We start from the raw sequence: 24,296 nt of genomic DNA, 5'->3' as shown, positions 1-24,296 counted from the left end.
GGAAGCGCTATGAAATTGATTGCGGTTGGAGATAATGTTGTAGATTACTACCAGGATCAAGAAACATTTTACCCGGGAGGAAATGCCTTAAACGTTGCTGTGCTTGCCAAGCGGCTCGGGCATGAGTCTTCCTATATCGGAATCGTCGGCAATGACGAAGCCGCGGCGCATCTGTTGAACGTTCTCAAGCTGGAGCAGGTCAATGCAGATTATATCCGCCAGGCGCACGGAGAAAACGGGATGGCGATTGTCACCCTTGATGAACAGGGGGACCGCATTTTTGTCAGATCAAATAAAGGCGGCATTCAGTCCCGGCTTCGCCTCGCGTTTCAGGAGAAAGATGTATCTTTTATCAGCGGGCATGATCTGCTGCATACGAGCGTGTACAGCAGGCTTGAGAACGATCTTCCGCAGCTGTGCGGGCTGGTCCCTGTCTCATTTGATTTTTCAACCAATCGGGAGGATGATTATTTGAGGAGGGTCTGTCCTTATGTGACGTATGCGTTTTTTTCAGGAAGCGATTTGAGTGAGTCGGAATGCGGTGAGCTTGCCAAAACAGCTCATGGGTACGGAGCCAAAATGGTTTGTATGACCCGAGGGGGCCAAGGAGCAATCCTGTCTGCGGGTGATCGAGTCTATCATCAGCCGATTGTGGAAGCTGATATAATAGATACACTTGGAGCGGGAGATTCTTTTATAGCAGGCTTTTTGACTGCCTTTTGCGTGAAGCAGGATATAACGTACGCTTTGCGCCAGGCCGCCGAAACGGCTGCGAAAACATGCGGTGTGTACGGAGCTTTCGGCTATGGCTATCCTTATCGCTTGGAGGACGGGGGAAGCAGTGAAAAAACGAGAATACTATAAGCAGTGTCTCGTTTTTTATGCCTGTTATGTGTAGGGGCTGTTGATGGTAAAAGTGACACGGTTTGTGTGCATCAAAAACAATGAGCAATAGATTGGCTGGTCGTTTGATGTAAAAGCCGTTTTATCAATTTCAAACAGCGCATCCCCGATATCACAATCCAGGTATTTGCTTTCCTCCTGTTGGGCATATACAACGTTTAATAGCTTCGTATTGTGCGTGGGTACAACTTTGTATTGCTGTTTCAAAATATCATGCATGGATACGCCGTCAGCAATAAAGGTATCAATGCCGGGAAACAAATCAAGCGGATAATGCGTCACTTCAAAGGTGAGAGGCTGATCATCATTATATAAAATCCGTTTTAATTCAACCACAGGGCTCTCGGGTTGGATTTGAAGCTTTTCGGCGATGGGTTTTGACGCTGGAATGATGTCATGGGACAGCACATGATGCTTCGGTTTTTTGCCGGTTGATTCCATAAATTCCGAGTAGCCGTTTACAGCGATCAGCTCTCGTTTTAATTTAGGGCTTTTAACGAACGTTCCCTTTCCCTGCTGCCTGATCAGATAGCCTTCTTCGACTAAATCGAGAATGGCTTTCCTGACGGTGATGCGGCTGACGTTATACTTGGTGCAAAGCTCGTTTTCGGTAGGCAGCTTGGCAGTTGGGGAATACACGCCCTTTTTGATGTCATCAGTGATGATTTGTTTTAGCTGAATGTATAAAGGTGTAGAACTTCCGTTGTTTAACAAAGGGTAGCCTCCTTTTAACCTATTATTTATATTATAATGTATTATGACGTTATAATACAAATTTACATTTTTTATTTTAGAAATATAGCAAAAATGGGAATCGATTACTCTAAAAATAACAGAAAGACCAAGTTGTTTCCAGTGACGAAATAACGGGTCAAAAGATAGGGGGACTTTTCTGATGGCTTCATTAACATTTGAACACGTCAAAAAATCATATCACTCACAATTAACCGTGAAGGACTTTGATTTAGATGTAAAGGATAAGGAGCTTTTGGTGCTGGTGGGGCCGTCAGGATGCGGAAAATCAACAACGCTGCGGATGGTGGCTGGATTAGAAAGCATTTCTGAAGGAAATCTTCTTATTGATGGGGAGCGGGTCAATGATTTTCCGCCGAAAGAACGTGATATTGCGATGGTATTCCAAAACTATGCGCTTTATCCGCATATGACGGTTTTTGATAATATGGCGTTTGGATTAAAGCTCAGAAAGATGGCGAAACAGGAAATTGCCGAGCGGGTTCATGCGGCAGCCAGAATTTTAGAAATTGAACATTTGCTGAAGAGAAAACCGAAGGCGCTCTCCGGCGGGCAGCGGCAAAGGGTGGCGCTTGGCAGGTCGATTGTGAGGGAGCCGAAGGTCTTTTTAATGGACGAGCCGCTTTCTAATCTGGATGCAAAACTAAGAGTGACGATGCGGACAGAAATCAGCAAGCTGCACCAGCGATTAGAGGCAACGATCATTTATGTCACGCATGACCAGACCGAAGCAATGACAATGGGAGATCGGATTGTCGTCATGAATGAAGGGGAAATTCAGCAAGTGGCGAAACCTCATGACATTTATCATTACCCGGCCAATTTGTTTGTCGCAGGCTTCATTGGCTCTCCCGGAATGAACTTTTTGAAAGGCATCATAGAACAGCAGCATGGCGAGCTGTTTTTCACAAATTCTTCGATCCGGCTTCATATTCCTGAAGAAAAAGCAAAGCGGCTGAAGGAAAAGGGATATGCCGGAGAACAGATGATTGCCGGTGTACGGCCGGAGCACATCACACAAATGACAGGAAATGACCAGTTGTTTGATTCAGTGTTTCAAGCGAACGTGGAAGTGAATGAAAATCTGGGCTCGGAGCTCATAGTGCATGTCATGGCTGGGGACGAGCGGCTCAAGGTCCGCCTGGACGGAAACACGCGAATCGATGCAGGCGATTCAATCCAGCTCTCAGTGAAAATGGACCACGTCGTCTTTTTCGATGCGGAAACGGAAGAGGCTGTGTATTAGAAAAAGGTGCTCCTCAAAAGGAGCACCTTTTTCTTACGGCCAAATCTCATCCGCCCATTCAGGGTGGTCGATAAATGGATTGCGGTTGTGCTGATATTTTTCATAAATGATTTCATTTCTTTTCCGCTCGCGGTCGTCAACCGGATCCTGCTTATTCCATTCGAGCAGGACAGATTGTTTGCCATGATAAGGAGCTGAGCCGTTGCCTGTCTTATCATTAAGCTCAAGATCAGGATAGCCGTCATCACCCTCGTAACGGACAGCCATGTAAAACAGCATGCGGGCAACATCGCCTTTCACATCATCGCGGGGCTCCCATGAATCGCCGTCATAATAATTTCCGGGTGCCTTCGCATATTCAGTGCCGCCATTGTCAAAATCCATATTTCCTCTGGCGCTGTTAACTTGAACATCAGCCGGGCGCAAATGATGAATATCAGTACCAGGTCCCTTGCTCGTACCAAAATCGCCATGGGATTTCGCCCAGACATGCTCGCGGTTCCAATCGCCGACATTGCCGCCGTTCAGGTTTTTGGAACGCGATTCATTCGTATAGAGCAGGATGACGTTATTCGGATTTCTTGGGTCTTCATCCGTTTCTTTCAGCGCGTTCCACACTTCGCTGTAGGACAGCATCGTGTGTCCGCTGATAATACGGTGCAGGGTGCTTTTTAGCGAGTCTCCTGTTTTACCTTCAGCCCCTTCATAATAGGTATCTGTGTCAGCATAGGGTGCAGCGGGGGCGGCTAATGAGAGAAGGCTTCCCGTTCCTGAAGGGGAAGACGCCAATCGGTCATTAAGGCTTAATGTGGTTTGCGCGCTTGCTGAAGCTGCTGGCGCAAGCCATCCGGAAATCAGTAATACACAGACGAGCGGCAGAAACCATGCTTTTTTTGTCATCACTTGCCCTCCTTTTATCAGATCATGTCTATTATCTAAAATTGAAATAAAGGATAGAAGTGTCATTTTGTATATTTTTCATTAAAATTGTAAATTAGTCCCTTTGGAGGAGGCGGAAATCTCCTGTTTCCATATCTTTAGGTCCTGTTTTTGCGGGCTGCCGGCATTTCTGTTTTCATCCGTTCCGCGAACATCGCCTCTCCAGCTTAGCTTGTTCATATGAAAGGCATTTTGACCCTCTCTTTCGCTCTTGCTGGCTCTCTTCCTTACCGTGTTTTCTTTTGACCTTTACATCAAAATAGTTGTGACATGTAGGGTGTATCTGGTTGCTGGATGGATACTGTGGCTAAAAAATAAACGTTTTTTTGGTTAATCTGTCAATGAACTATCATGTTGCTCCTTCTATAATGAAGTCACCATAGCGGCCAGAGGGGGGAGTACATGGAAAAGCAGAAGCTTTCAGTAAAAAACAGCATCACAGATTATATTGAATGGCTCGCCCAATACGGTGCGTCTGCGGATGGCGGCGTAACGAGGCTTTTATACACAAAAGAGTGGATGGACGCACAGCTTGCTGTGAAAACGGAAATGTCTTCTTTCGGGCTTGAAACAAGATTCGACGATGTCGGCAATGTGTTTGGAAGGCTTTCGGGCACCCAGTCTCCGGATGAAGTCATTGTAACCGGTTCACATATCGATACTGTCATCAATGGAGGAAAATACGACGGCGCCTATGGCGTTCTGGCGGCAATGCTCGCGTTAAAGCAGCTCAAGGAAACATACGGAGCGCCAAAAAAAACGCTCGAGGCGGTCTCCTTATGTGAGGAGGAAGGCAGCCGTTTTCCAATGACCTATTGGGGGTCGGGGAATATGACGGGTGTTTTTTCAGAACAAGATGCAAAAGAGCCAAGAGACGAGTCGGGAGTCTCCCTCCAAACAGCGATGCATGAGAGCGGTTTTGGCAAAGGTGTGTTTCAGTCAGCATATAGGACAGATATCAGCGCGTTTGTTGAGCTGCATATTGAACAGGGGAAGACGTTGGAAATGTCAGGCCGGGATCTCGGCATCGTGACAAGTATTGCGGGGCAGAGACGATATCTCGTCACGCTCGAAGGAGAATGCAATCACGCAGGAACCACCTCCATGAAATGGCGCAAGGACCCGCTCGCAGCCAGCAGCCGTATCATTCATGAGCTGTTGCTGCGGTCGGAGGAGCTGCCGGATGAGCTCCGTCTGACATGCGGAAAAATAACGGCAGAGCCCAATGTAGCCAATGTCATACCGGGCCGCGTCCAGTTTTCAATCGATATTCGCCATCAGCATCAGCATGTGCTGGAACAGTTTCATCAAGACATGGTTGCTTTGATCAACGGCATTTGCCTACAAAAAGGAATTCGCGCTGTGATTGATGAATATATGCGGATAGAGCCTGTGCCGATGGACGAAAGGCTGAAGGCTGCGGCTTTTGAAACAGCATTAGAAAACGGCTTCAGCTGTGAGGAAATGGTGAGCGGAGCAGGGCATGACGCGCAAATGATCGGAAGGCGCTATCCTGCTTGTATGCTGTTTGTGCCGAGCCGAGGCGGCGTCAGCCACTCACCGAAGGAATATACGTCAGCCAGACAGCTTGAGATCGGCGTCCGCGCACTGACTGATTTATTATACAAACTGGCTTACTGATAAAGGAGGAATGGCTGTGTCAGGCAGAAGAGAATTATGCACCCCGTTAAGAACGATTATGACGCCGGGGCCTGTTGAGGTTGATCCGCGTGTATTAAGAGTAATGAGCACCCCGGTTGTCGGCCAATTTGATCCGGCGTTTACAGGTATTATGAATGAAACGATGGAGATGCTTCGGGAGCTGTTCCAAACAAAAAACCGCTGGGCATACCCGATTGACGGCACTTCACGGGCGGGAATTGAAGCAGTGCTGGCTAGTGTGATAGAGCCGGAAGATGATGTGCTCATTCCCATTTACGGCCGTTTCGGTTATTTGCTGACTGAAATCGCCGAGCGATATGGGGCAAATGTTCATATGCTGGAGTGCGAATGGGGAACGGTTTTTGACCCGGAGGACATCATACGGGAGATAAAAAAAGTGAAGCCGAAAATTGTGGCCATGGTGCATGGAGAAACATCGACAGGACGGATTCACCCGCTGAAAGCCATCGGCGAAGCCTGCCGCACCGAGGATGCATTGTTTATCGTCGATGCAGTCGCAACGATTGGGGGCTGCGAGGTTAAAGTCGATGAATGGAAGATTGATGCTGCCATCGGCGGAACGCAAAAGTGTTTGTCTGTGCCTTCAGGAATGGCGCCGATTACATATAATGAGCGGGTGGCGGACGTGATTGCAGCTCGCAAAAAGGTGGAACGCGGGATTGCGACACAAGCTGACAGGGCAGCACTTTCGGGAAATCGGCCAATTACAAGCAACTACTTTGATTTGAGCCAGCTTGAGGATTATTGGAGCGAAAGACGGCTCAATCATCATACAGAAGCGACGACGATGCTGTACGCCTTACGTGAGGGAGTCAGACTGGTGCTTGAAGAAGGTCTTGAGACGCGTTTCGAGCGGCATCGGCACCATGAAGCCGCATTAGCAGCAGGGATAAAGGCAATGGGGCTAAGATTGTTTGGAGATGACAGCTGCAAAATGCCTGTTGTCACCTGTGTCGAAATTCCCGGCGGCATTGACGGCGAGTCTGTCCGTGACATGCTGCTGGCACAATTCGGTATTGAAATCGCCAGCTCATTCGGCCCGCTCGCAGGGAAGATCTGGAGAATCGGCACGATGGGGTACAGCTGCAGAAAAGAAAACGTGCTATTCGTGCTTGCCGGGTTAGAGGCTGTGCTTCTTAGACATAACGCAGGAATCGAAGCAGGAAAAGCGCTCCAAGCAGCGCTGGATGTGTATGAAAACGCTGGCCGCCAGGCGGCGGTGTAAAGAAAAGCTTGCGGAACTCCGCAAGCTTTTTAACGATATGATTTCGTGTTTTCTCCAATCTGATTTTCTTCGTTTGACTCTTTTTACAAATCCTCTTTCTATGTGTTTTATTTTCTGACAAATCATGAGTCATTTTTTCTTCCATCGTCTATTCTTTATACAAGTTACCTATAAAATCATGCTGAACTAGTTGTTTCTCACGGCAATTTTCGAGAGGAGGATGCGGCATTGGGGAATTTTCACACGATGTTAGATGCGCTCCTGGAAGACCAGGAGGAGGCTGTACTGGCGACAATTGTTCAAGTGGAAGGCTCCGCGTATCGAAAAGCAGGCGCCTCTATGCTCTTTAAGAAAAATGGCAGACGGATTGGCTTGCTGAGCGGCGGGTGTGTGGAAGAAGATGTATTCCAAAGAATCAGTGCGCTGGGCGATCAGCTCACACCAACGCTGATTCCCTACGACATGCGGTCGGAGGACGATCTTTCTTGGGGCATGGGAGCCGGGTGCAATGGCATTATTCATGTTCATGCAGAGCGAATCACTCAGGAAAAAAGGCGGCACTATGAGAAAGTGAGGGATTGCCTTCATTCAGGCAAAGCTGTCACTTCCGTTACAAAGATTGGATCCTCCCATTATTTATTTCTGACGGAGAACGGGCATTTTGGCAACTGGCCGGACGCGCCTCTGCAAGCTATTCAACGTACTGTTTCAACGCTTCATTTACCGCATTTCGATCCACCCACTAACATGTTTATTCAGCGAATTGAACCGAAGCCGCGCCTCATTCTGTTTGGGGCGGGACCGGATACTGTACCGCTGGCCAATTTGGCGGCTGACACAGGGTTTTCTGTTATCGTGACGGATTGGCGGCCCGCTTATTGTACATCCTCTCTTTTTCCAAAAGCGGATCAGCTGATCACCGCTTTTCCGGAACAAATGCTTAGCGAATTTCAATTTTTTCCACATGATGCAGCTGTTGTGGCAACCCATCATTATCAGCACGATCAAACGATCATCAACTTCTTATTTTCTCAAAACCTCCATTATATTGGACTGTTGGGTTCGGCAAACCGCACGAAACGGCTGCTGAACGGAAAACATCCCCCATCTCACTTTTACAGTCCGGTCGGGCTGAAAATCGGTGCGGAAGGTCCCGAGGAAATTGCGGTAAGTGTAGTTGCAGAAATTATTCAAACAAGAAAACGGCTGGCGATTGTATGAGAAACCCCTATCTGATCGGCGTGTTTCTCGCTGCCGGCAAAAGCAGAAGAATGGGTCAAAACAAGCTGGCTTTGCCGCTAAAAGGAGAAAACATAGGCTCACTTTCCTTGAAAACTGCTCTGTCGTCCCGCCTTGATCACGTGCTGGTCGTCGAGCGGACAGAACATGCCTCCCTTGAGTGGATAGGAGCGCCGTATCACGCTCCGCCTTTTCAAAAACGCTGGAGCCTGCACGTTTGCCAAGACGCAGAAAAGGGTCAGGGGCATTCAGTCAGCAGCGGGGTGAGAAAAGCAGAAAGCATGGGGGCGGACGGCGTTGTCATTTTGTTAGCCGACCAGCCTCAGCTTTCCGTCGATCATCTCAATGCCCTTGTGGCTCTGGCTCCTGAGTCATTTGCCGTGTCATCGTTTTTAGGGGCGTTCACCCCGCCAATCTACTTCTCGTCGACATGTTTTCCTTATGTAAAGGGATTAACAGGAGATGAAGGGGCTCGCAGGCTCCTGAAAAGCGGACAGCTTGGAGCAGGAGCGGTTTTGGAGGCAAAGGATAGCGGTGAGTTGGACGATATTGATACACCCGAGGAATATGACATGGTAAGGAGGGCGATGGCTTGAACGGCCAAGTGACAAAAGCAAGGATGAATATTCAATTATGGAGGCCGACAGCGCTTGATGAGGCCTATTCGCTTTTAGAGAAGCTTGCTCCGGATGTGTGTGCCGCATCGGGAAGCACGCTGCTTCAGCTTCAGTGGGACAAAGGAACTCTGCCGAAACAGCACCTTGTCAGCCTTGAAGGGATTGACGAGATGCGAGGGATCAGCGCCAGTGACACCCACGTGTCGATCGGGGCGCTCACATCACTGAATGAATGCAGAAAGAACCCTTTGATCAAGAGAGCGCTTGGCTGTTTCAGTGACGCTGCTTCCGCTGTCGCTGCACCGGGGATTCGCAGCCGTGCCACGATTGGCGGCAACATAGCGAGTAAAATCGGTGATTTCATTCCGCTTCTACTTGTGCTTGGTGCTGAGCTTATCGTATATCAAAAGGAGCTAATCAGGCTGCCGCTTGGCGCTTGGCTCAGTGAGGAAGACTTTAGAACGGCTATCGTCACGCGTGTCATCATCCCGCGGGCGGAGGGAGAGCGTGTATTTTATCACAAGCTTGGAAGGCGCCAGGCTTTTACAGGAGCGGCTGCTGTTGCAGCTGGACGTTTTTTGAAAGACGGCAGCATTCGTCTCGCCGCTGGCCATGCCGATATCACTCCTAGGAGATTATTGGACAGCGAAGCGAAATGGATGGCACCAGGGTGGGACTCGCATGAGCTGTACAAAACACTTATCCATGAGCTGCCGTTTTCCTCAGATGCTTTTATGTCAGCGGCATACAGAAAAAAAGCCGCTGCCAACGTCATCATGGCAGAGCTGATGGCTGAGGGAGGGGAATAAATGATCATCAACAAACCGTCAAGAGTCAGGCCGGATGGAAGGGATAAGGTCACAGGGGAATTGAAATATATGACCGATCTCAGCTTTCCGAGAATGCTGTATGGCAAGGTGCTGAGAAGTGCTTATCCTCATGCAGAGATTGTGTCGGTTTGCACCATAAAAGCTGAGAAAATGGAAGGCGTGCAAGCCATCGTCACGCATAAAGGCGTTCCCGGCTTAAACCGATTTGGCATTGTCATCCCTGATCAGCCGGTTTTATGTGAGGACAGGGTGCGGTATGTCGGGGATGCGATCGCCGCAGTTGCTGCGGAAACGGAGGAAATCGCGGAAGCGGCGCTGGAGCTGATTCGAGTTGAGTATAAAGAGCTGGAAGTCATAGATTCACCAGAAAAAGCGCTTCGGTCGAATGCGCAAAGACTGCATGAGGACGGGAATATCCTGCACCGCGCATTTTTTTCAAACGGCGATGTGGAAGAAGGGTTTCAAGCATCTGACACAGTCCTTGAAGAAACCTATGAGCTGCCGCGGCAGATGCATACGTATATGGAAACGGAGGGAGGCGTAGCCGTTCCGGAAGACGACGGGGGTTTTACGATGTATGCAGGAACCCAGCACGGCTATAAAGACCGTTTCCAGCTTGCCCGTATTTTTGATATTCCTGAAGAGAAGATCAGAATTGTGTCAAGTCCGATGGGCGGCTCGTTCGGAGGGAAGGATGAGCTGAATATTCAGCCGTATGCTGCGCTTTTGGCCCTGAAAAGCGGACGCCCTGTCAAAATCCATCAGACACGAAAGGAATCTATACGTTCTGGCATTAAGCGCCATCCGATGAAGATTACGATAAAAACGGGTGCAGATCATTCGGGAAATCTATTGGCGCACGACGTGAAAATTGTGGCGGACACAGGCGCTTACGCCACGCTTGGACCTGCCGTTCTAGATTTTTCTGTCGAGCATGCCGCGGGGCCGTACCGTATTCCGAATATCCGGACTGAAGGAATATCAGTATTTACGAACAACGGGGTGGCGGGGGAATTTCGAGGCTTTGGCGGCAACCAAATCACATTTGCACTCGAAACCCATCTCGATCGTCTCAGCGGCATGCTCGGCATCGACCCGCTGGAGCTGAGAAGAAAAAATATCAGAAAACCGCATGACTTGGGGCCTCTTGAGCATCGGATTGCACCGACTGACGGAGCGGCACAGGTGTTGAATGCCATATCTAAATCTCCCATTCTTACAAGAACCAGCCGGAACTGCGGGTATCTGCAAAGAGGCACGGGAGCGGCAATTACAATGCACGGCGGCGGGCTGGGGTTTGGCCGAATGGATGCGGCAGGAGGCCGTTTGTCTCTTTCGAGTGAAGGCAAAATCACTGCTTCGTTTGGATTTGAAGAATGCGGACAGGGGATTCTAGCAGCGATTGAACAGATTGTCATGGAGGAGTTAGGTTGTGCCGCAGAGGATATTTCCATTGTTATTGGGGATACCGCAAAAGTGCCGAAGTCAGGCTCCTCCACAGCATCCCGCGGCACAAGCATGGTGTGGCACGCGATCCAGCGTTTGAAGAAGCCGTTTCTATCTCAGTTGAAAAAACGGGCGGCAGAATGGAGCGGCTGTTCAGCGGAAAATCTTATTCCCGGCGCTGCAGGCTTGCGTGACAAAAACACAAAGGCGCTCGTGGTGACGTATAAGGAGCTGGCTGAAAAAGGCCCTTTGGCAGAGGAAACGGCCTTTGACTTTCCAACAACGCCTGATCCTGTGGTGGGCGGCCATTTCCTCTACTCATTTGGAGCGGCTGCCGTTGAGGTGGAGGTAGATCTGTTAACAGGCGATGTCAAATTGATAGATTGTGAGCACGCTATTGCGGCAGGTCCGGTTGTCAGTCCGCAGGGATATCGAGGTCAAATTGAAGGCGGCGCTGCCATGGCACTCGGCTACACACTGATGGAGGAAGCGAAAATGACGGATGGCCGTTATGCTGCGGAAAATCTCGATCACTATTTGATTCCCGGAATCAAAGATGTTCCTGACATGAAGCTGATTGCAATAGAAGACTTAATGAAGGGAGACGTATATGGACCGCGCGGTGTTGGCGAAATCGGAACAATCGCCATCACTCCGGCGATTGTAAAGGCAGTACATGATGCGGTCGGATGCTGGATAAACAAGCTGCCAATTTCAAGAGAAGAGCTGCTTGAAGCGATCGACAGAAAGGGGCTGAAGCAATGGACATAAAAGAGGCCGGGCCATTTCCTGTAAAAAAGGAACAGTTCCGGATGACCGTGAATGGTCAGGCGTGGGAGGTTGCTGCCGTTCCTACGACACATCTGAGTGACCTGCTTAGAAAGGAATTTCAGCTGACCGGGACAAAGGTGTCCTGCGGAATCGGCCGCTGCGGAGCCTGCTCTATTTTAATCGACGGAAAACTGGCCAATGCGTGCATGACGATGGCCTATCAAGCAGACGGCCATTCCATCACAACCATCGAGGGGCTTCAAAAAGAAGAGCTGGATATGTGTCAAACCGCTTTCCTGGAAGAAGGCGGCTTCCAATGCGGCTACTGTACGCCGGGAATGATCATTGCGCTTAAAGCATTGTTTCGGGAAACCCCTCAACCTTCTGACAAAGATATAGAAGAAGGGCTGGCGGGGAATTTGTGCCGGTGTACCGGGTATGGCGGGATTATGCGGTCAGCTTGCAGGATTAGAAGAGAGTTGAACGGGGGTAGTCTGGAGTCCGGCTTTTAAAAGCCGGACTTTTTTAGCCTCAGTCAGACAGCGCGATCAAGACGCAGAAGCGTTGTGGGAAAACACACGATAAATCTCGTAGAACTTGACAGCTTCTGAATTACAAAAAGATTAGTGAGCACATAGCAAAGACGCCATAAAAACTTCTTATGGCGTCTGTCGGACAGGGAGGTGTTGGATACGGCGGAGGCAAGGAAAGTTAAACTTAATAATTAAAGATAGCTGCTCCAACAATGATCAACAAAATGAATAGCACCACGATCAAAGCGAAGGAGCTCCCGAAACCGTTTGAGTAACCAGAGTTTCCACTGTATCCACCAGAATTGTAGAATCCCATAATGTCACCTCCTTAGTGGAGATAGTATAAGATATGCCAACGATCATTTTCGACATAGATTTAAGTCTAAAAAAGAAAAAATGATATTTTGTCTAAAGGTGTAAGAGAGAACGCGTTATCAAAACTATTAAAAACGCAGCAATTGTCTTCAGAGTATTTTTTCGAGAAAAAACGCGGTCTGTTTATAGGATTGGAGAAGGGAGCTCGGCTGCTAAGAGCTGACTTATTAGTTTGAAACCTCGATTTATAAATGAAAGGACTACAGGATATTTTTCTCGTAGGCAATTATCCTGAAAAATATAGGTGAATGTTTATTCTAGCTGTTGTTTCACTAAGTGTGGGGATCACTTCAAGTACTGTCCTAGGATCAAAAGTTTATTGAAGTGCAAATAGAAGCCCGCCGGTGAGGCGGGCTTCCTTCTTAACTCCCCCTATACACCTGATAACCAAACGGCGACAGCAAGAGCGGGATATGATAATGTGCATCTGGATCTGCAAGCTGAAAACGGACGGTGACTATGGTTAAAAACGGCTGGTCGACTGTATTCACGTTTTTATTCGCAAAATAGTCTCCTGCATGAAATTCCATCACATACTCTCCGGAAACCAGCTCTTCACCAGCCAGCAGAGGGACATTGGCTCTGCCGTCATTGTTAGTGTAAACCTCTTTCAAAATACTTTCGCCCAGCCGCTTCAATTCAATTTTTACGTTCGCCGCTGGTTTGCCGCTGGTTAAATCTAAAATATGGGTTGTCAGTTTTCCCATCAGGCTTTCAGGCTCCGACATTTTTCAGCGGCTTTCTGTTTTTCTTTCTCGGCGTCTTCTCTTGTCACGGTAAAATGTTGGAAACCGTATGGCGGGCGCGGTTCGGTGTAGACTTTTCCTTTTGAGCCCGGGATTTCTTCGACAACCGCATCCCACGTGTGATTTTGAGATTGGAAGCTGACATCAGTGAGCTGCGGGAACCTCGCTAATATTCTGCAGCCGATATGATAGATTAAGTTTTGGATTGAAGGGGTTTCGAGCTCGTGAAAAACGGTGCTCGCTAAGTCGCGGACTTGTTCAGCCGCGACGTAGCGGGCTGGATCAAAAGCGTATGCGTCATTGGTATTTTCATATTGCCAGCTGATGTTTAAATAGACAAACAACGGGCGGTTACCGTCTTCCGGGAGAGTCGTATATTCGTCCCGGATGAAGCCGACGAAGGAGTTGCCGCTCACCTTGACGAGCTGAAGATCCATGATTTCGCTGTATTGCTCGGTAATCGTTATGGTATTCCCGCTTCGTTCTGCTTTCAGCACAGAGCGGCTTCGTTCATTACGCGATCTTCTGAAGACGAGGCGGCTTGTGCTGAGATCTTTCTCCTCGTATGCAGGCATTGCTTCAAACGGAATGTCTTCGCCAGTCAGAGTGATCGTGTCCATATGAGAATAGGTATCTAAAAATCGGTGAGCTACATAGTGTAGGAACCCCTCGGTTGTCGTTCCTTCATAGGATGCGAGATGGCGCTGGATAAAGTTTTTCATTGAATCCGTTGCCACGACGAGAGTGTTGTCTCCGTCTGTAAATGATGGCAGGAAGGCTTCTCCGCCAATTTCGCATGTCACATCAACGCCGACAACGGTATTATCTCTTCCGGCAAAAGATGATTCCGGGATTTGCTTCACTCCAGTGAGCGGTTTTAAATACGTTCGGTATGCAAATACATTTCCTTTGCCATAAGACATGGTTCTTTTCATTTGCGTCTCTCCTTTTTCAGTGATGATGTCAGCCAGACGAAAGCGGGCGATTCGGTAAATTTCTATAAGGGCCTGCTGGAACTCCGTTTCTCGTTCGCTCTCAAGCCTTGCCAGCAGGGCTTGGTGAATGTCCTGTTTCGTCTTTCCCTTCACCGCTAAAATAAAAGGAAAGCCGAAGCGATCATAATAGTGTTCATTCAGCATGAGAAACTCCTCGTATTCCTGCTGTTCTAATTTGCCGAGCCCTGCGTTCTGCTGCTCTCGTACCGAGTCATCGCTCATTGTTTTCTTTGTTCCGAGCCGGGGATGCTTTTTGATTAAATCAAGCTGTGTCTCGCGATCCGCAGCTTTTACAATGCCAGTCATTTTGCGGTGAAGATCAGAAAGGGACGAAAACGGCCGTAGTGCTGCGGATCTCTCCGCAATCCATGAAGAGTGTTCAAAAATAGAGCCAAGTGTGTCTGTCAGTGTTTGTGTGTCCATTTGGTTCAGGTCATCCATTGTGAACATTGGCATCTTCCTTTACGTTTTTATGTCTGCGCCATTCGGCTGTTTGGTTTGAAAAAAAGCGTGCAGTGCAATGGCCGTCAAACTGCCGATCACAATTCCGCTTCCTGCCAAGACAGAGGCCGCGCCCGGAAGAGATGAAAACAACGCGGGAACTGTTGTAGCGCCAAGCCCCAAGCTGACGGAAGAGGCGATAATCAGCAAGTTGCCTTGCGAATCAAGGTCAACGCTGGATAGCATTTTGATCCCGTAAGAAATGACCATGCCGAACATGACGATCATTGCGCCGCCGAGAACTGGGGTGGGGATCACTGTTGTCAGGGCCGCTGCTTTTGGAACCAGCCCGATCGCGACCAGTATGATTCCTGTGATGGCGATGACGTTGACACTTTTCATCTTTGAGAGCTGAACGATGCCGACATTCTGCGAGAAAGCTGTATAGGGAAACGCGTTAAATAAGCCGCCCAGCAAAATCGCAAGGCCTTCTGCCCGGTAGCCTTTTTCCAGATCCTTCTCCGACAGCCTGCGGTTTGTGATATCAGCGAGGGCAAAATAAACGCCTGTCGATTCAACGAGGCTGACAATCGCAACGAGAAGCATCGTGACAACAGCCGGCAGCTCAAAGGTTGGCGGTCCGAAATAAAACAGAGACGGAACATGAAGCCAAGACGCCTCCAAAACCTCAGAAAAATCGACCTTTCCCATGAAATATGCAGCCGCTGTTCCTGCGATAAGACCGAGTAAAATCGCTATGGAGCGGATAAAGCCTTTAAAGAAATAAAACAGCAATAAGATAAAAGCTGTGACGCCAAACCCGAGGAGCACGTTGTCGAGTGAGCCGAATTCTTTGCTTCCTTCACCTCCGGCCAGGTTATTCATTGCCGTTGGAATCAGGCTGATGCCGATGATCATGACGACTGATCCGGTTACGACAGGCGGAAAAAAACGGACAAGCTTCCCGAAGAAGCCCGCGGCTAAGACGACAATCAGTCCTGCGGCGATAATGGCACCATATATCGCTGGGACACCGTAAGTGCTTCCGATGGAAATCATCGGGCCGACTGCGGTAAACGTGCATCCGAGCACAACGGGAAGGCCGATGCCGAAATATCGGTTTCTCCAGAGCTGCAAAAGAGTTGCCGCCCCGCACATAAACAAATCAATCGCGATTAAATACGTCAGCTGCCCCGCATTCAGCCCGATCGCTGCTCCGACGATCAACGGAACGAGAATGGCTCCCGCATACATGGCAAGCATGTGCTGAAGCCCCAGCATCATTAGCTGTAAGGCATTGTGCTGTTCCTTCATCTTTTTTACACCTCTTTTTCTAATGCGAGTGTATGTTCTAATACCGGAAGTTCTGTTTGCTGTGCTGTTAATTCTTTTTTGTCGCGCAAGCTGAAAAATAGATTCAAAAAGATGGCGGTCAGGCTGCCAGTGATGGTGCCGTCACTGACCAGAATTCTAATCGGAGCGGGGAATTCAGCAAAAATCCCGGGGGCCGTGCTGGCGCCGATGCCGAGTGCGATTGAGCATGCGATGGTCAGGAGGTGGTATTGATTTTTGAGATCCGCTGTGCTGAGCATTTTGACGCCGGAGGCAATCACCATGCCGAACATGACGACGGTCGCGCCGCCAAGTACAGCAGCAGGAACGGCAGATGCAAGGGCGGCAATCTTCGGAATCAGTCCGAGACAGACAAGGATACAGCCTGCGGAAACGACGATGTTTCTTGTTTTCACTTTGGTCAGCTGCAATAAGCCGGCGTTTTGCGCAAAGGTATTATAAGGAAAGGCATTGAACAGCCCGCCGATGAGAATGGCGATTCCTTCCGCTCGATAGCCTTTGACGAGATCTTTTTCAGTTAAAGGTCTGCCGCATATCTTTCCGATTGCGTAAAAAACGCCGGTTGATTCCACAATAATGACGATTCCGACGATCAGCATCGTTAAGATCGGACCGATTTCAAACGTGGGGGCTCCGAAGTAAAAAGGCTTCGGGATTTGGAAGAACGGTGCTTCTGTAACAGAAGAAAAGCTGACTTTGCCCATGATCGCTGCTGCCGCTGTTCCGGCGGCGATGCCGATCAGAACGGACAGTGTTCGGGCAAATCCTTTGAGAAAGCGGTTGAGGACTAAGATCAGAACAAGGACACCGACAGAGAGAAGAAGGTTTTCGAGCGAACCGTATTCGGGGTTGGCGCTGCCGTTTATTTTTTCGCCGCCAGCCATATTTTTCACACCTGTCGGAACAAGTGAAAGGCCGATCAAGGTCACAACGGTACCTGTTACGACAGGAGGAAATAACACAGTCAGCTTGCCGAAAAAACGCGCAAACAAAAAGATGAACACACCGGCCGCGATGATGGAACCATAAATCGCGTGAATGCCGTAATTGCTGCCGATTGCAATCATCGGGGTGACGGCCACAAATGAACTGCCAAGCATGACGGGAAGCCCGATGCCGATGTATGCTCCGCGCAAGGTTTGCAAAAGCGTCGCCACGCCGCATGTTAACAGGTCAATCGCCAATAGGTAGGACAGCTGTTCAGTTGTTACATTCAGCGCCCTGCCGACAAGCAGGGGCACCAAAATCGCACCTGCATACATGGCGAGCACATGCTGCAGGCTAAGCGTAAACACCTTAAACGATCTTTTTTTCACTATAGTCCCTCCCTGTATGTGAACTTTAGTAACATGATATCGTTCCGGTCGAGGGGTGTCATTGGATACAGTAGCTGAAAAAGACAGGTGTGATTGCTGAAAGTGACGAAAAACGATTCGTTTTGTAAGAAAATGTAACAAACTTTAGCTGATCAGCCGCTGCATGCGTAAGGCAAGCCGCAAACGCATCGTTGTTTCAGGATCTTTTAAGCTTTTACCCAGAAGCTCTTCGCATTTTTCAAGGCGGTATATGACCGTATTGCGATGAACGTACAGACGCTTTGCCGTCTCTGAAATTTGGCAGTGTGTCTCTAAATAGACGGAAAGCGTATGAAGCAGGCTTTGATCCTCCTGCTGTTTTTCAGCGAGGCTCTGAAGCGTGGAGTTGTAAAATTTCTTCAAATCCTCAACCGGGAGCAAGCGCAGAAGCTCAGGCACATCTTTGGCGTGATACACCTGGATAAATGCGGTGCTTCTTGACAAATGCCCCGATTGCAGAGCATCAGAAGCTTCTGTGAAAGCGTCGGGAACATCAATGAGCTTTTGGCAGATATTGCTGATGCCAAAGGACACGGTTCGTTTAAATTGAGCGCTGACCTGTGTTTGAAACTGTTCTAAAAAGCTGATCACCGAGGCGTGCATTTCACTCCAGCTGTCTGTCGCCTCGATTAGAATAATGCCGACATTTCCTTTCATAAAGAAGTGAGGCGGAAACGGGAAGGCTGATAATTCACCTTCAAGAAATTCGAATACGCTGTCGGAAGCGAGCTGATTTTCTGTAAAGCTGATTGATTCGTCATTGCGATCGAGTTTGCCGGCAATGCACATGTATTTTTGATCCCAGCGCAGCTTGAATTCTTTCGCCCGGTTTTTGATTTCGTCATCTGAAGAAAAGGACCGCTCAATAAAATTGTTGAAAAACTCATTGCGAGCCCGCCGGCTGAACTGCTTCAGCGCATTTTCCTTCAGCAGTTCAAAGGAAATGACGTTGGCCGCTTGTTCAATCGTGAGGATCAATCCTTTATCGCCGGCCTGCACCATGTCCGGTATCAGCAGGTAGCCGCAGTTTTTTTCGTGATTATAAATAGGCAGGACAGAATATGTTTTCTGATCTGAGATTGTAGAGAAACAAGTGAAAAATGGCCCGGATACGGTATTCAGGGTGCCTTTCAGCTTTTCGGTCTCAACTGAAATCTGATGAGACGCAGACAGCATTTTGGCATGCTGGTCAAGCAGCAGCACGGGAAGCTGAAGGAGGTCTGACACCTTTTTGAGGAGGGATTGCAGCCCCTTGCCGCTCATAATGTGGTTTGTGAATTTTTTGTGCGCGTAAATGGCTTGCTGCAGCTCGTTAGAACGCATATCGAGAATATGGCTGAGTGTGGCATTCACAATATCGCCGAGTCGGATGTGTTCCGGAAGCTCAATGATCGGAAACGCATATGAATCGGCCAGTTCGATGATTTCCTTCGGGATATCTTCCAGATAGCGCTTTGTTTTAATGCCGAGGCCCGCGCAGCCGCGTTTTGCCATTTGCCGAATCAGTTCAGATAATTGATGCGGGTGATCCTTCAGGTGATAGGCGGTGGTGACGAGCAATTCATTCTTATGCAAAAAGTCTGCGATATCCGGAGCGTCCATCATATTGACATGCTGAACCTCTCTTTCCCCTCCTGCTTTTCCAGCGATTAAATTGGCGTTTTCAAAAGCCGGTATTTTCATCACATCAAAAATATTCATAGCGCATTCTCCTTTTCTATAAAAACATTGGTTAAGGTGAATAATTTTCAATAGGAATTCTAGCGGTTTTGCTGATGTAATACGATCATAGTAGCAGTAAACTGTTGAAAATAGAACTGGTTGTGTTACATAAACTGACATGAAAAATCGTCATCCTGACATGGGGGGATCAATATGGCTTACGATATGGTGATAAAAGGTGCGAAGGCAGTTACGCCAGATGGCGTTATAGAAGCTGAGATTGCAGTTCAAAACGGTGTCATTGCCGAGATAGGTTCTGACATTGAAGCAAGCGGGACGGAAATCATACAGGCAGACGGGAAATACGTGTTTCCTGGTGTGATAGACTGCCATGTTCATTTTAATGAACCGGGCAGGGAGGATTGGGAGGGGTTTGAAACAGGTTCTCAAATGATGGCCGCAGGCGGCTGCACCACCTATTTTGATATGCCGCTCAACTGTATTCCATCAACCGTGACGGCAGAGCATCTTCTCGCAAAAGCTGAGCTAGGCAGGCAAAAATCTGCCGTGGATTTTGCGCTATGGGGCGGCCTTGTGCCAGGCCATATTGAGGACATCCGTCCGATGGCTGAAGCGGGAGCGATCGGGTTTAAAGCGTTTTTATCAAAGTCAGGTACTGATGAGTTCCGCTCTGTTGATGAACGGACATTGCTCAAAGGCATGGCAGAAATCGCGGCTGCAGGAAAAATCCTCGCTCTCCACGCGGAAAGCGACGCGATCACAAGCTACTTGCAAATGGTTTTGGCCAATAAAGGAAAGGTGGATGCGGATGCGTACGCCGTCTCCCGCCCGGAGGAAGCAGAAGTTGAAGCGGTGTATCGCACGATTCAGTATGCGAAGGTGACAGGCTGTCCGGTTCATTTTGTCCATATCAGCACGGCGAAAGCGGTCCGGCTGATCAGAGAGGCGAAACAGGAAGGTCTTGATGTTTCGGTCGAGACATGCCCGCATTATGTCTTGTTCAGCCATGACGATTTACGGCAAAGGGGCTCTGTCGCAAAATGCGCGCCTCCGCTCCGGTCGCTGCAATCAAAAGAGACGCTGATCGAAACGCTCATTGCCGGGGACATTGACATGGTTTCCTCAGACCATTCCCCCTGCCGTCCATCCTTGAAGCGGGAGGATAACATGTTTTTATCATGGGGCGGAATCAGCGGCGGGCAGTTCACTTTATTAGGAATGCTGGAACTGGCGCTTGAGCATCAGATTCCGTTTGAAACCATCGCAGAATGGACAGCGGCGGCCCCTGCAAAACGATTCGGCCTTCAGAAAAAAGGGTGGCTTGAGGCGGGGTGTGATGCAGATTTCGTGCTCGTCAGCATGGAGCCGTACACTGTTACAAGAGAATCGATGTTTGCAAAGCATAAAAAAAGCATTTACGAAGGACATACATTTCCCTGCAGCATTTGGGCCACTTACAGCAAAGGCCGATGCGTGTACAATGATGGGGAAAAGGTCACTGAAATTGACGGAGCTCTGGTCGTTCCTTCGTAAGCCCGGCGGATTTTACCGCCGGGTTTTTTGATTTCCTCCGTTCTAGTTTTTAAAATCTCATCAACGTGGTATCTTTTTTTAAAGGAGGCGGAGGCAATGGAGCATGTCAAATACATACTTAAGCAATCCTGGTCGCGCCATTCGAGCTCTAAATGGACGGAAGAATGCCCGTCATGCGGCCAATGCGGCGTGACGGCATTGGTGATTCAAGACCATTTCGGCGGCACGATTTTCAAAACAAAAGTCGGTGAGAGCTGGCATTTTTACAACAGCATCAATGGTGTGATGTACGATTTTACGAGTGAGCAGTTTCAGGCGCCTATTGAATATCAGCATATTCCTTCCTCAAGAGAAGAGGCGTTTTTAGATACGAATGAGGAACAATATCAGCATCTTCGTTCTGCATTTTCCCGCCATATGAACAGCATTTCCGAGGAAACCTGAAAACACGTGTGATAAACTGGAAGAGAGGTGAATGAGTGTGATTTATATCGGACTGACGGGGTGGGGGGATCATGACAGCATCTATCCGCCGAAAACGGCCAGCCAGAAAAAATTGCAGGCCTATTCCTCCCATTTTCCGATCGTGGAATTAGACGCGAGCTTTTACGCGATTCAGCCGGCGCGCAATAATGAAAAGTGGGTGAAGGAAACGCCCGAAACCTTCCAATTTATCGTGAAAGCATATCAGGGCATGACAGGGCATCAGCGCGGCGAAATTCCCTTTGACTCAAAAGAGGAGATGTTTGATGCGTTTAAGGTGTCTCTAACGCCATATTTACATAGCAATAAGCTCGCCATGGTGCTGTTTCAATTTCCGCCGTGGTTTGACTGCAAGAAGGAGAATGTCGCCTATTTGAGATGGTGCAAGCACCAAATGGGAGATATTCCTTGCGCGCTTGAATTCAGAAACCGTTCCTGGTTCTCGCCGCCATTTTATGAGCAGACGCTTTCATTTATGAAAGCGGAAGGCTGGATTCACAGTGTCTGTGATGAACCGCAAATCGGAGAAGGCAGCGTTCCTACTGTGCTGCGCGCGACCGATGAAAACAAAACGCTCGTCAGGTTTCACGGACGCAACAAGCAGGGCTGGATGAAGCCTGATGGCGGGAAAAACTGGCGGGAGGTCAGGTACTTATACCGCTACAACCAACAGGAGCTGGAGGATTGGAAAAAGCACCTGAATGAATTGCAGCAGCAATGTAAGGATGTTTTTGTCCTGTTCAACAATAATTCCGGCGGTGACGCTGCGGATAATGGCAAGCAGATGCTTGAACTGCTTGATATCGAGTACAGCGGACTTGCTCCGAGACAGCTCGATTTATTTTAGAAAAGAGGTTTTTATTGATGTCGTTTGTGATTTTGGTCGTACTGGGATTAATCGCAGGTACGGTAGGAAGTCTGATCGGGCTTGGCGGCGGAATTGTCATTGTGCCGTCTCTGATGTTTTTAAGCACAGTGACGCAGCTGTTTCAGGATGTGACGCCGCAGGTTGCGATTGGAACTTCGCTTTTGGTCATTATTTTTACGGGCCTTTCTTCAACTTTGGCTTATATTAAATATAAAACAGTTGATTATAAGAGCGGGCTCATTTTCTTTATCGGTTCAGGTCCCGGCAGCATGATCGGGGCTTACGTGTCAAAGCTGTTCAATTCAAACTCGTTTTCCGTTTGGTTTGGCATTTTTATGATTCTGATTTCATTATCCTTAATGCTGAAAGCGAAAGCCCGGCCAATCAACAAAGCGCACAAAGGAATTATCCGGACATTTCAGGATGATGCCGGTGAGCCTTATACGTACTCATATCAGGCCCCTGTCGGTATTGCCATTGCCTTTGTTGTCGGTTTTTTAGGCGGACTTTTCGGTATAGGCGGCGGATCACTGATGGTTCCGGCGATGATGCTGTTATTTCTGTTTCCGCCGAAGGTTGCGGTGGCAACGTCCATGTTTATTATTTTCCTGTCTTCTATGACAGGGTCTGTTTCACATATGATTTCCGGGCACGTCAATTGGCTGTACGCCCTCGCGCTTGTGCCCGGCGCTTGGTTCGGCGGAAAGCTTGGCGCCGCCATCAACAGAAAAATGCAGACGAAAACGATCGTTATGATCATGCGGATCGTATTGATTTTGATCGGCTGCCAGCTCATTTATGAAGGCATTTTCAGCTGAACGATTAGGGAGAGATATTATGAAGGAGAAGCTCCGCTTATATCATACAAATGATTTGCACAGCCATTTTGAAAATTGGCCGAAAATTGTAGATTATATCGAGCAGAAAAGAAAAGAGCATCAGTCAGACGGCGAAGAGACGCTCGTTTTTGATATTGGCGATCATCTTGATCGTTTTCAATTCGTGACAGAGGCGACATTCGGAAAAGCGAATGTCGATCTCTTAAACCGCCTTCACATTGATGGAGCGGCGATCGGCAATAACGAAGGGATTACGCTTCCGCATGAAGAGCTTGCTGCCTTATATGATCATGCTGAATTTCCTGTCATCGTCTCTAACCTGTTTGATAAAAATGGAAACCGTCCGTCCTGGGCGGTGCCTTACCATATCAAATCATTGAAAAACGGTATGTCCATTGCTTTCTTAGGCGTAACTGTGCCGTATTATCCTGTATATGACAAGCTGGGATGGACAGTAACGGATGCTCTTGAAAGCATAAAGGAAACCATTCGGGAAGTGAAAGGGCAGGCTGATATTATCGTTCTGCTGTCACATTTAGGCATTCTTGATGATCAGGCAGTGGCTGAAGCGGTGCCTGAGATTGATGTAATCCTCGAATCACATACCCATCATTTGCTTGAAGATGGACAAGTGGTGAATGGGGTACTGCTGGCCAGCGCCGAGAAATACGGGCATTATGTCGGCTGTGTAGAAATCACGGTGGACAGCGTACAGCGAAGCATCATCAGCAAAACGGCTTCTGTGCAGAACATGGCGGAATGGACAGGAGAATCCGCAGAAACAAAAGCGTTTCTCAATGAAAAAGAACGTGAAGCCGAGGAGAAACTGTCCGATGCCGTTGCAGAGCTTGCACAAGATGCTGAGGTGAAGTGGTTTGAAGAATCAGAGCTGCCTTTGCTTTTGGCATACGCCTTAAAGGAATGGTGCGAGACGGACATCAGTATGGTCAATTCAGGTGTCATTCTCGGTCCGCTAAAAGCAGGTCCTGTGACAAAGCTGGATCTGCACCGCATCTGTCCGCATCCGATCAACCCGGTGGCTGTCCGCCTGACGGGAGAAGAATTGAAGGAAACCATTGTCCATGCCGCTTCCGAACAAATGGAGCAGCTCCGGATCAAAGGACTTGGCTTCCGCGGAGAAGTGATGGGGAAAATGGTGTATGCCGGCGTTGAGGTAGAAACGAAACGGCTCGATGACGGGATCACCCACGTCACCCGGATCACACTGAACGGGGAAGATATTAAAAAACATAAACAATACTCCGTTGCGGTGCTTGATATGTTTACGCTCGGCAAACTGTTTCCGTTGATTCGCGACGCTGCAGAAAAAGAATATTTTATGCCGGAATTTTTGCGGGATCTGCTTGCTTGGAAGCTTGCGCAATAAGGCAGTCAGCCCACAACAAGCTGTGCCCTTCATCATAAAGTGATGAATGAAGG

Annotated in this window: 23 protein-coding genes; 14 read left to right on the top strand and 9 right to left on the bottom strand. The window is 48.6% G+C overall.

Features of this window, described 5'->3' with window-relative positions; genetic code table 11:
* Positions 1 to 9 precede the first annotated feature (9 nt).
* Positions 10 to 864, top strand: a complete 855-nt coding sequence (gene frlD, locus MKX71_RS16745) for a fructosamine kinase FrlD (protein ID WP_003228626.1) — start codon at positions 10 to 12, stop codon at positions 862 to 864.
* Positions 865 to 888: 24 nt separating this feature from the next.
* Here frlD and frlR read toward each other — a convergent pair whose 3' ends face one another.
* Complete coding sequence (gene frlR / locus MKX71_RS16740; RefSeq protein WP_003228628.1) at positions 889 to 1,617, bottom strand: transcriptional regulator FrlR; 729 nt, start codon at positions 1,615 to 1,617, stop codon at positions 889 to 891.
* A gap of 181 nt (positions 1,618 to 1,798) precedes the next feature.
* Between frlR and ugpC the strand changes: the two genes are divergently transcribed.
* A complete protein-coding gene (gene ugpC, locus MKX71_RS16735; protein ID WP_339231345.1) occupies positions 1,799 to 2,902 on the top strand; it encodes a sn-glycerol-3-phosphate ABC transporter ATP-binding protein UgpC in 1,104 nt (367 codons plus the stop codon).
* 33 nt (positions 2,903 to 2,935) lie between these two features.
* Here the strand turns inward: ugpC and MKX71_RS16730 are convergent, their stop codons facing one another.
* Together MKX71_RS16730 and MKX71_RS16725 are read right to left on the bottom strand one after the other, a co-directional pair.
* Positions 2,936 to 3,802 (bottom strand): endonuclease I family protein, encoded by an 867-nt coding sequence (locus MKX71_RS16730; RefSeq protein WP_009968119.1) that lies wholly within the window; start codon positions 3,800 to 3,802, stop codon positions 2,936 to 2,938.
* A gap of 81 nt (positions 3,803 to 3,883) precedes the next feature.
* The gene (locus MKX71_RS16725; protein WP_003228634.1) at positions 3,884 to 4,021 is read right to left on the bottom strand and encodes a hypothetical protein; all 138 of its coding nucleotides are present in this window, start codon (positions 4,019 to 4,021) and stop codon (positions 3,884 to 3,886) included.
* 222 nt (positions 4,022 to 4,243) lie between these two features.
* Between MKX71_RS16725 and allC the strand changes: the two genes are divergently transcribed.
* The 7 genes from allC (at position 4,244) to pucE (ending at position 12,164) form a co-directional block, all read left to right on the top strand.
* Complete coding sequence (allC, locus tag MKX71_RS16720) at positions 4,244 to 5,482, top strand: allantoate deiminase (RefSeq protein ID WP_032722471.1); 1,239 nt, start codon at positions 4,244 to 4,246, stop codon at positions 5,480 to 5,482.
* 16 nt (positions 5,483 to 5,498) lie between these two features.
* A complete protein-coding gene (gene pucG / locus MKX71_RS16715) occupies positions 5,499 to 6,749 on the top strand; it encodes a (S)-ureidoglycine--glyoxylate transaminase (protein WP_003244520.1) in 1,251 nt (416 codons plus the stop codon).
* Between the two features lie 228 nt (positions 6,750 to 6,977).
* Positions 6,978 to 7,970 (top strand): XdhC family protein, encoded by a 993-nt coding sequence (locus MKX71_RS16710; protein WP_339231343.1) that lies wholly within the window; start codon positions 6,978 to 6,980, stop codon positions 7,968 to 7,970.
* Complete coding sequence (gene pucB, locus MKX71_RS16705; RefSeq protein ID WP_015251286.1) at positions 7,967 to 8,584, top strand: xanthine dehydrogenase accessory protein PucB; 618 nt, start codon at positions 7,967 to 7,969, stop codon at positions 8,582 to 8,584. Before MKX71_RS16710 ends, pucB begins: the two co-directional genes overlap by 4 nt.
* Complete coding sequence (gene pucC, locus MKX71_RS16700; RefSeq protein ID WP_021480547.1) at positions 8,581 to 9,414, top strand: xanthine dehydrogenase subunit C; 834 nt, start codon at positions 8,581 to 8,583, stop codon at positions 9,412 to 9,414. The genes pucB and pucC overlap by 4 nt, the downstream gene beginning before the upstream one ends.
* Entirely contained in the window at positions 9,415 to 11,652 is a 2,238-nt protein-coding gene (gene pucD, locus MKX71_RS16695) for a xanthine dehydrogenase subunit D (protein ID WP_339231341.1), read from the top strand.
* Positions 11,643 to 12,164: a xanthine dehydrogenase subunit E gene (gene pucE, locus MKX71_RS16690; protein ID WP_339231339.1), complete on the top strand. Its 522-nt coding sequence runs from the start codon at positions 11,643 to 11,645 to the stop codon at positions 12,162 to 12,164. Before pucD ends, pucE begins: the two co-directional genes overlap by 10 nt.
* Before the next feature lie 205 nt (positions 12,165 to 12,369).
* On the opposite strand, the gene yuzJ is transcribed toward pucE, so the two are convergent.
* From yuzJ to pucR, 6 genes are all read right to left on the bottom strand, one after another.
* Positions 12,370 to 12,501: a YhzE/YjcZ family sporulation protein YuzJ gene (gene yuzJ / locus MKX71_RS16685; protein WP_009968115.1), complete on the bottom strand. Its 132-nt coding sequence runs from the start codon at positions 12,499 to 12,501 to the stop codon at positions 12,370 to 12,372.
* 421 nt (positions 12,502 to 12,922) lie between these two features.
* Entirely contained in the window at positions 12,923 to 13,267 is a 345-nt protein-coding gene (uraH, locus tag MKX71_RS16680) for a hydroxyisourate hydrolase (RefSeq protein ID WP_339231337.1), read from the bottom strand.
* Complete coding sequence (pucL, locus tag MKX71_RS16675; RefSeq protein WP_144482798.1) at positions 13,267 to 14,751, bottom strand: factor-independent urate hydroxylase; 1,485 nt, start codon at positions 14,749 to 14,751, stop codon at positions 13,267 to 13,269. Before pucL ends, uraH begins: the two co-directional genes overlap by 1 nt.
* 12 nt (positions 14,752 to 14,763) lie before the next feature.
* Complete coding sequence (pucK, locus tag MKX71_RS16670; protein WP_046160815.1) at positions 14,764 to 16,056, bottom strand: uric acid permease PucK; 1,293 nt, start codon at positions 16,054 to 16,056, stop codon at positions 14,764 to 14,766.
* 5 nt (positions 16,057 to 16,061) lie between these two features.
* The gene (gene pucJ, locus MKX71_RS16665) at positions 16,062 to 17,411 is read right to left on the bottom strand and encodes a uric acid permease PucJ (protein WP_339231334.1); all 1,350 of its coding nucleotides are present in this window, start codon (positions 17,409 to 17,411) and stop codon (positions 16,062 to 16,064) included.
* Between the two features lie 144 nt (positions 17,412 to 17,555).
* A complete protein-coding gene (gene pucR, locus MKX71_RS16660; protein ID WP_014477890.1) occupies positions 17,556 to 19,151 on the bottom strand; it encodes a purine catabolism transcriptional regulator PucR in 1,596 nt (531 codons plus the stop codon).
* Between the two features lie 174 nt (positions 19,152 to 19,325).
* Here pucR and MKX71_RS16655 point away from each other — a divergent pair, with 174 nt between their 5' ends.
* The 5 genes from MKX71_RS16655 to MKX71_RS16635 all read left to right on the top strand — a co-directional run bounded on the left by MKX71_RS16655 (position 19,326) and on the right by MKX71_RS16635 (position 24,243).
* On the top strand, positions 19,326 to 20,666 hold the full coding sequence (locus MKX71_RS16655) for an allantoinase (protein WP_339231332.1): 1,341 nt from the start codon (positions 19,326 to 19,328) through the stop codon (positions 20,664 to 20,666).
* 96 nt (positions 20,667 to 20,762) lie between these two features.
* A complete protein-coding gene (locus MKX71_RS16650) occupies positions 20,763 to 21,110 on the top strand; it encodes a hypothetical protein (RefSeq protein WP_015714653.1) in 348 nt (115 codons plus the stop codon).
* Positions 21,111 to 21,147: 37 nt separating this feature from the next.
* Positions 21,148 to 21,996 (top strand): DUF72 domain-containing protein, encoded by an 849-nt coding sequence (locus MKX71_RS16645; RefSeq protein ID WP_003243895.1) that lies wholly within the window; start codon positions 21,148 to 21,150, stop codon positions 21,994 to 21,996.
* Positions 21,997 to 22,013: 17 nt separating this feature from the next.
* Positions 22,014 to 22,835, top strand: coding sequence for a sulfite exporter TauE/SafE family protein (locus MKX71_RS16640; RefSeq protein ID WP_017696724.1), 822 nt, complete (start codon positions 22,014 to 22,016; stop codon positions 22,833 to 22,835).
* A 19-nt stretch (positions 22,836 to 22,854) separates the two neighbouring features.
* Positions 22,855 to 24,243, top strand: coding sequence for a bifunctional UDP-sugar hydrolase/5'-nucleotidase (locus MKX71_RS16635; RefSeq protein ID WP_038829795.1), 1,389 nt, complete (start codon positions 22,855 to 22,857; stop codon positions 24,241 to 24,243).
* Positions 24,244 to 24,296 lie beyond the last annotated feature (53 nt).

The organism is Bacillus sp. FSL M8-0071 (assembly GCF_037975455.1).
Classification (GTDB): domain Bacteria; phylum Bacillota; class Bacilli; order Bacillales; family Bacillaceae; genus Bacillus; species Bacillus subtilis.
The sequence above is the reverse complement of the archived record's forward strand: the minus strand, read 5'-3'. Positions and strand labels throughout refer to the sequence as shown.

What these genes read in the sequence shown, in the direction of transcription:
- frlD (WP_003228626.1), top strand. Translation starts at nt 10, where the DNA reads ATGAAATTGATTGCGGTTGGAGATAATGTTGTAGATTACTACCAGGAT.
- ugpC (WP_339231345.1), top strand. Translation starts at nt 1,799, where the DNA reads ATGGCTTCATTAACATTTGAACACGTCAAAAAATCATATCACTCACAA.
- MKX71_RS16730 (WP_009968119.1), bottom strand. Translation starts at nt 3,802, where the DNA reads ATGACAAAAAAAGCATGGTTTCTGCCGCTCGTCTGTGTATTACTGATT.
- MKX71_RS16725 (WP_003228634.1), bottom strand. Translation starts at nt 4,021, where the DNA reads ATGAACAAGCTAAGCTGGAGAGGCGATGTTCGCGGAACGGATGAAAAC.
- allC (WP_032722471.1), top strand. Translation starts at nt 4,244, where the DNA reads ATGGAAAAGCAGAAGCTTTCAGTAAAAAACAGCATCACAGATTATATT.
- pucB (WP_015251286.1), top strand. Translation starts at nt 7,967, where the DNA reads ATGAGAAACCCCTATCTGATCGGCGTGTTTCTCGCTGCCGGCAAAAGC.
- pucD (WP_339231341.1), top strand. Translation starts at nt 9,415, where the DNA reads ATGATCATCAACAAACCGTCAAGAGTCAGGCCGGATGGAAGGGATAAG.
- pucE (WP_339231339.1), top strand. Translation starts at nt 11,643, where the DNA reads ATGGACATAAAAGAGGCCGGGCCATTTCCTGTAAAAAAGGAACAGTTC.
- yuzJ (WP_009968115.1), bottom strand. Translation starts at nt 12,501, where the DNA reads ATGGGATTCTACAATTCTGGTGGATACAGTGGAAACTCTGGTTACTCA.
- uraH (WP_339231337.1), bottom strand. Translation starts at nt 13,267, where the DNA reads ATGGGAAAACTGACAACCCATATTTTAGATTTAACCAGCGGCAAACCA.
- pucL (WP_144482798.1), bottom strand. Translation starts at nt 14,751, where the DNA reads ATGTTCACAATGGATGACCTGAACCAAATGGACACACAAACACTGACA.
- pucK (WP_046160815.1), bottom strand. Translation starts at nt 16,056, where the DNA reads ATGAAGGAACAGCACAATGCCTTACAGCTAATGATGCTGGGGCTTCAG.
- pucR (WP_014477890.1), bottom strand. Translation starts at nt 19,151, where the DNA reads ATGAATATTTTTGATGTGATGAAAATACCGGCTTTTGAAAACGCCAAT.
- MKX71_RS16655 (WP_339231332.1), top strand. Translation starts at nt 19,326, where the DNA reads ATGGCTTACGATATGGTGATAAAAGGTGCGAAGGCAGTTACGCCAGAT.
- MKX71_RS16650 (WP_015714653.1), top strand. Translation starts at nt 20,763, where the DNA reads ATGGAGCATGTCAAATACATACTTAAGCAATCCTGGTCGCGCCATTCG.
- MKX71_RS16640 (WP_017696724.1), top strand. Translation starts at nt 22,014, where the DNA reads ATGTCGTTTGTGATTTTGGTCGTACTGGGATTAATCGCAGGTACGGTA.
- MKX71_RS16635 (WP_038829795.1), top strand. Translation starts at nt 22,855, where the DNA reads ATGAAGGAGAAGCTCCGCTTATATCATACAAATGATTTGCACAGCCAT.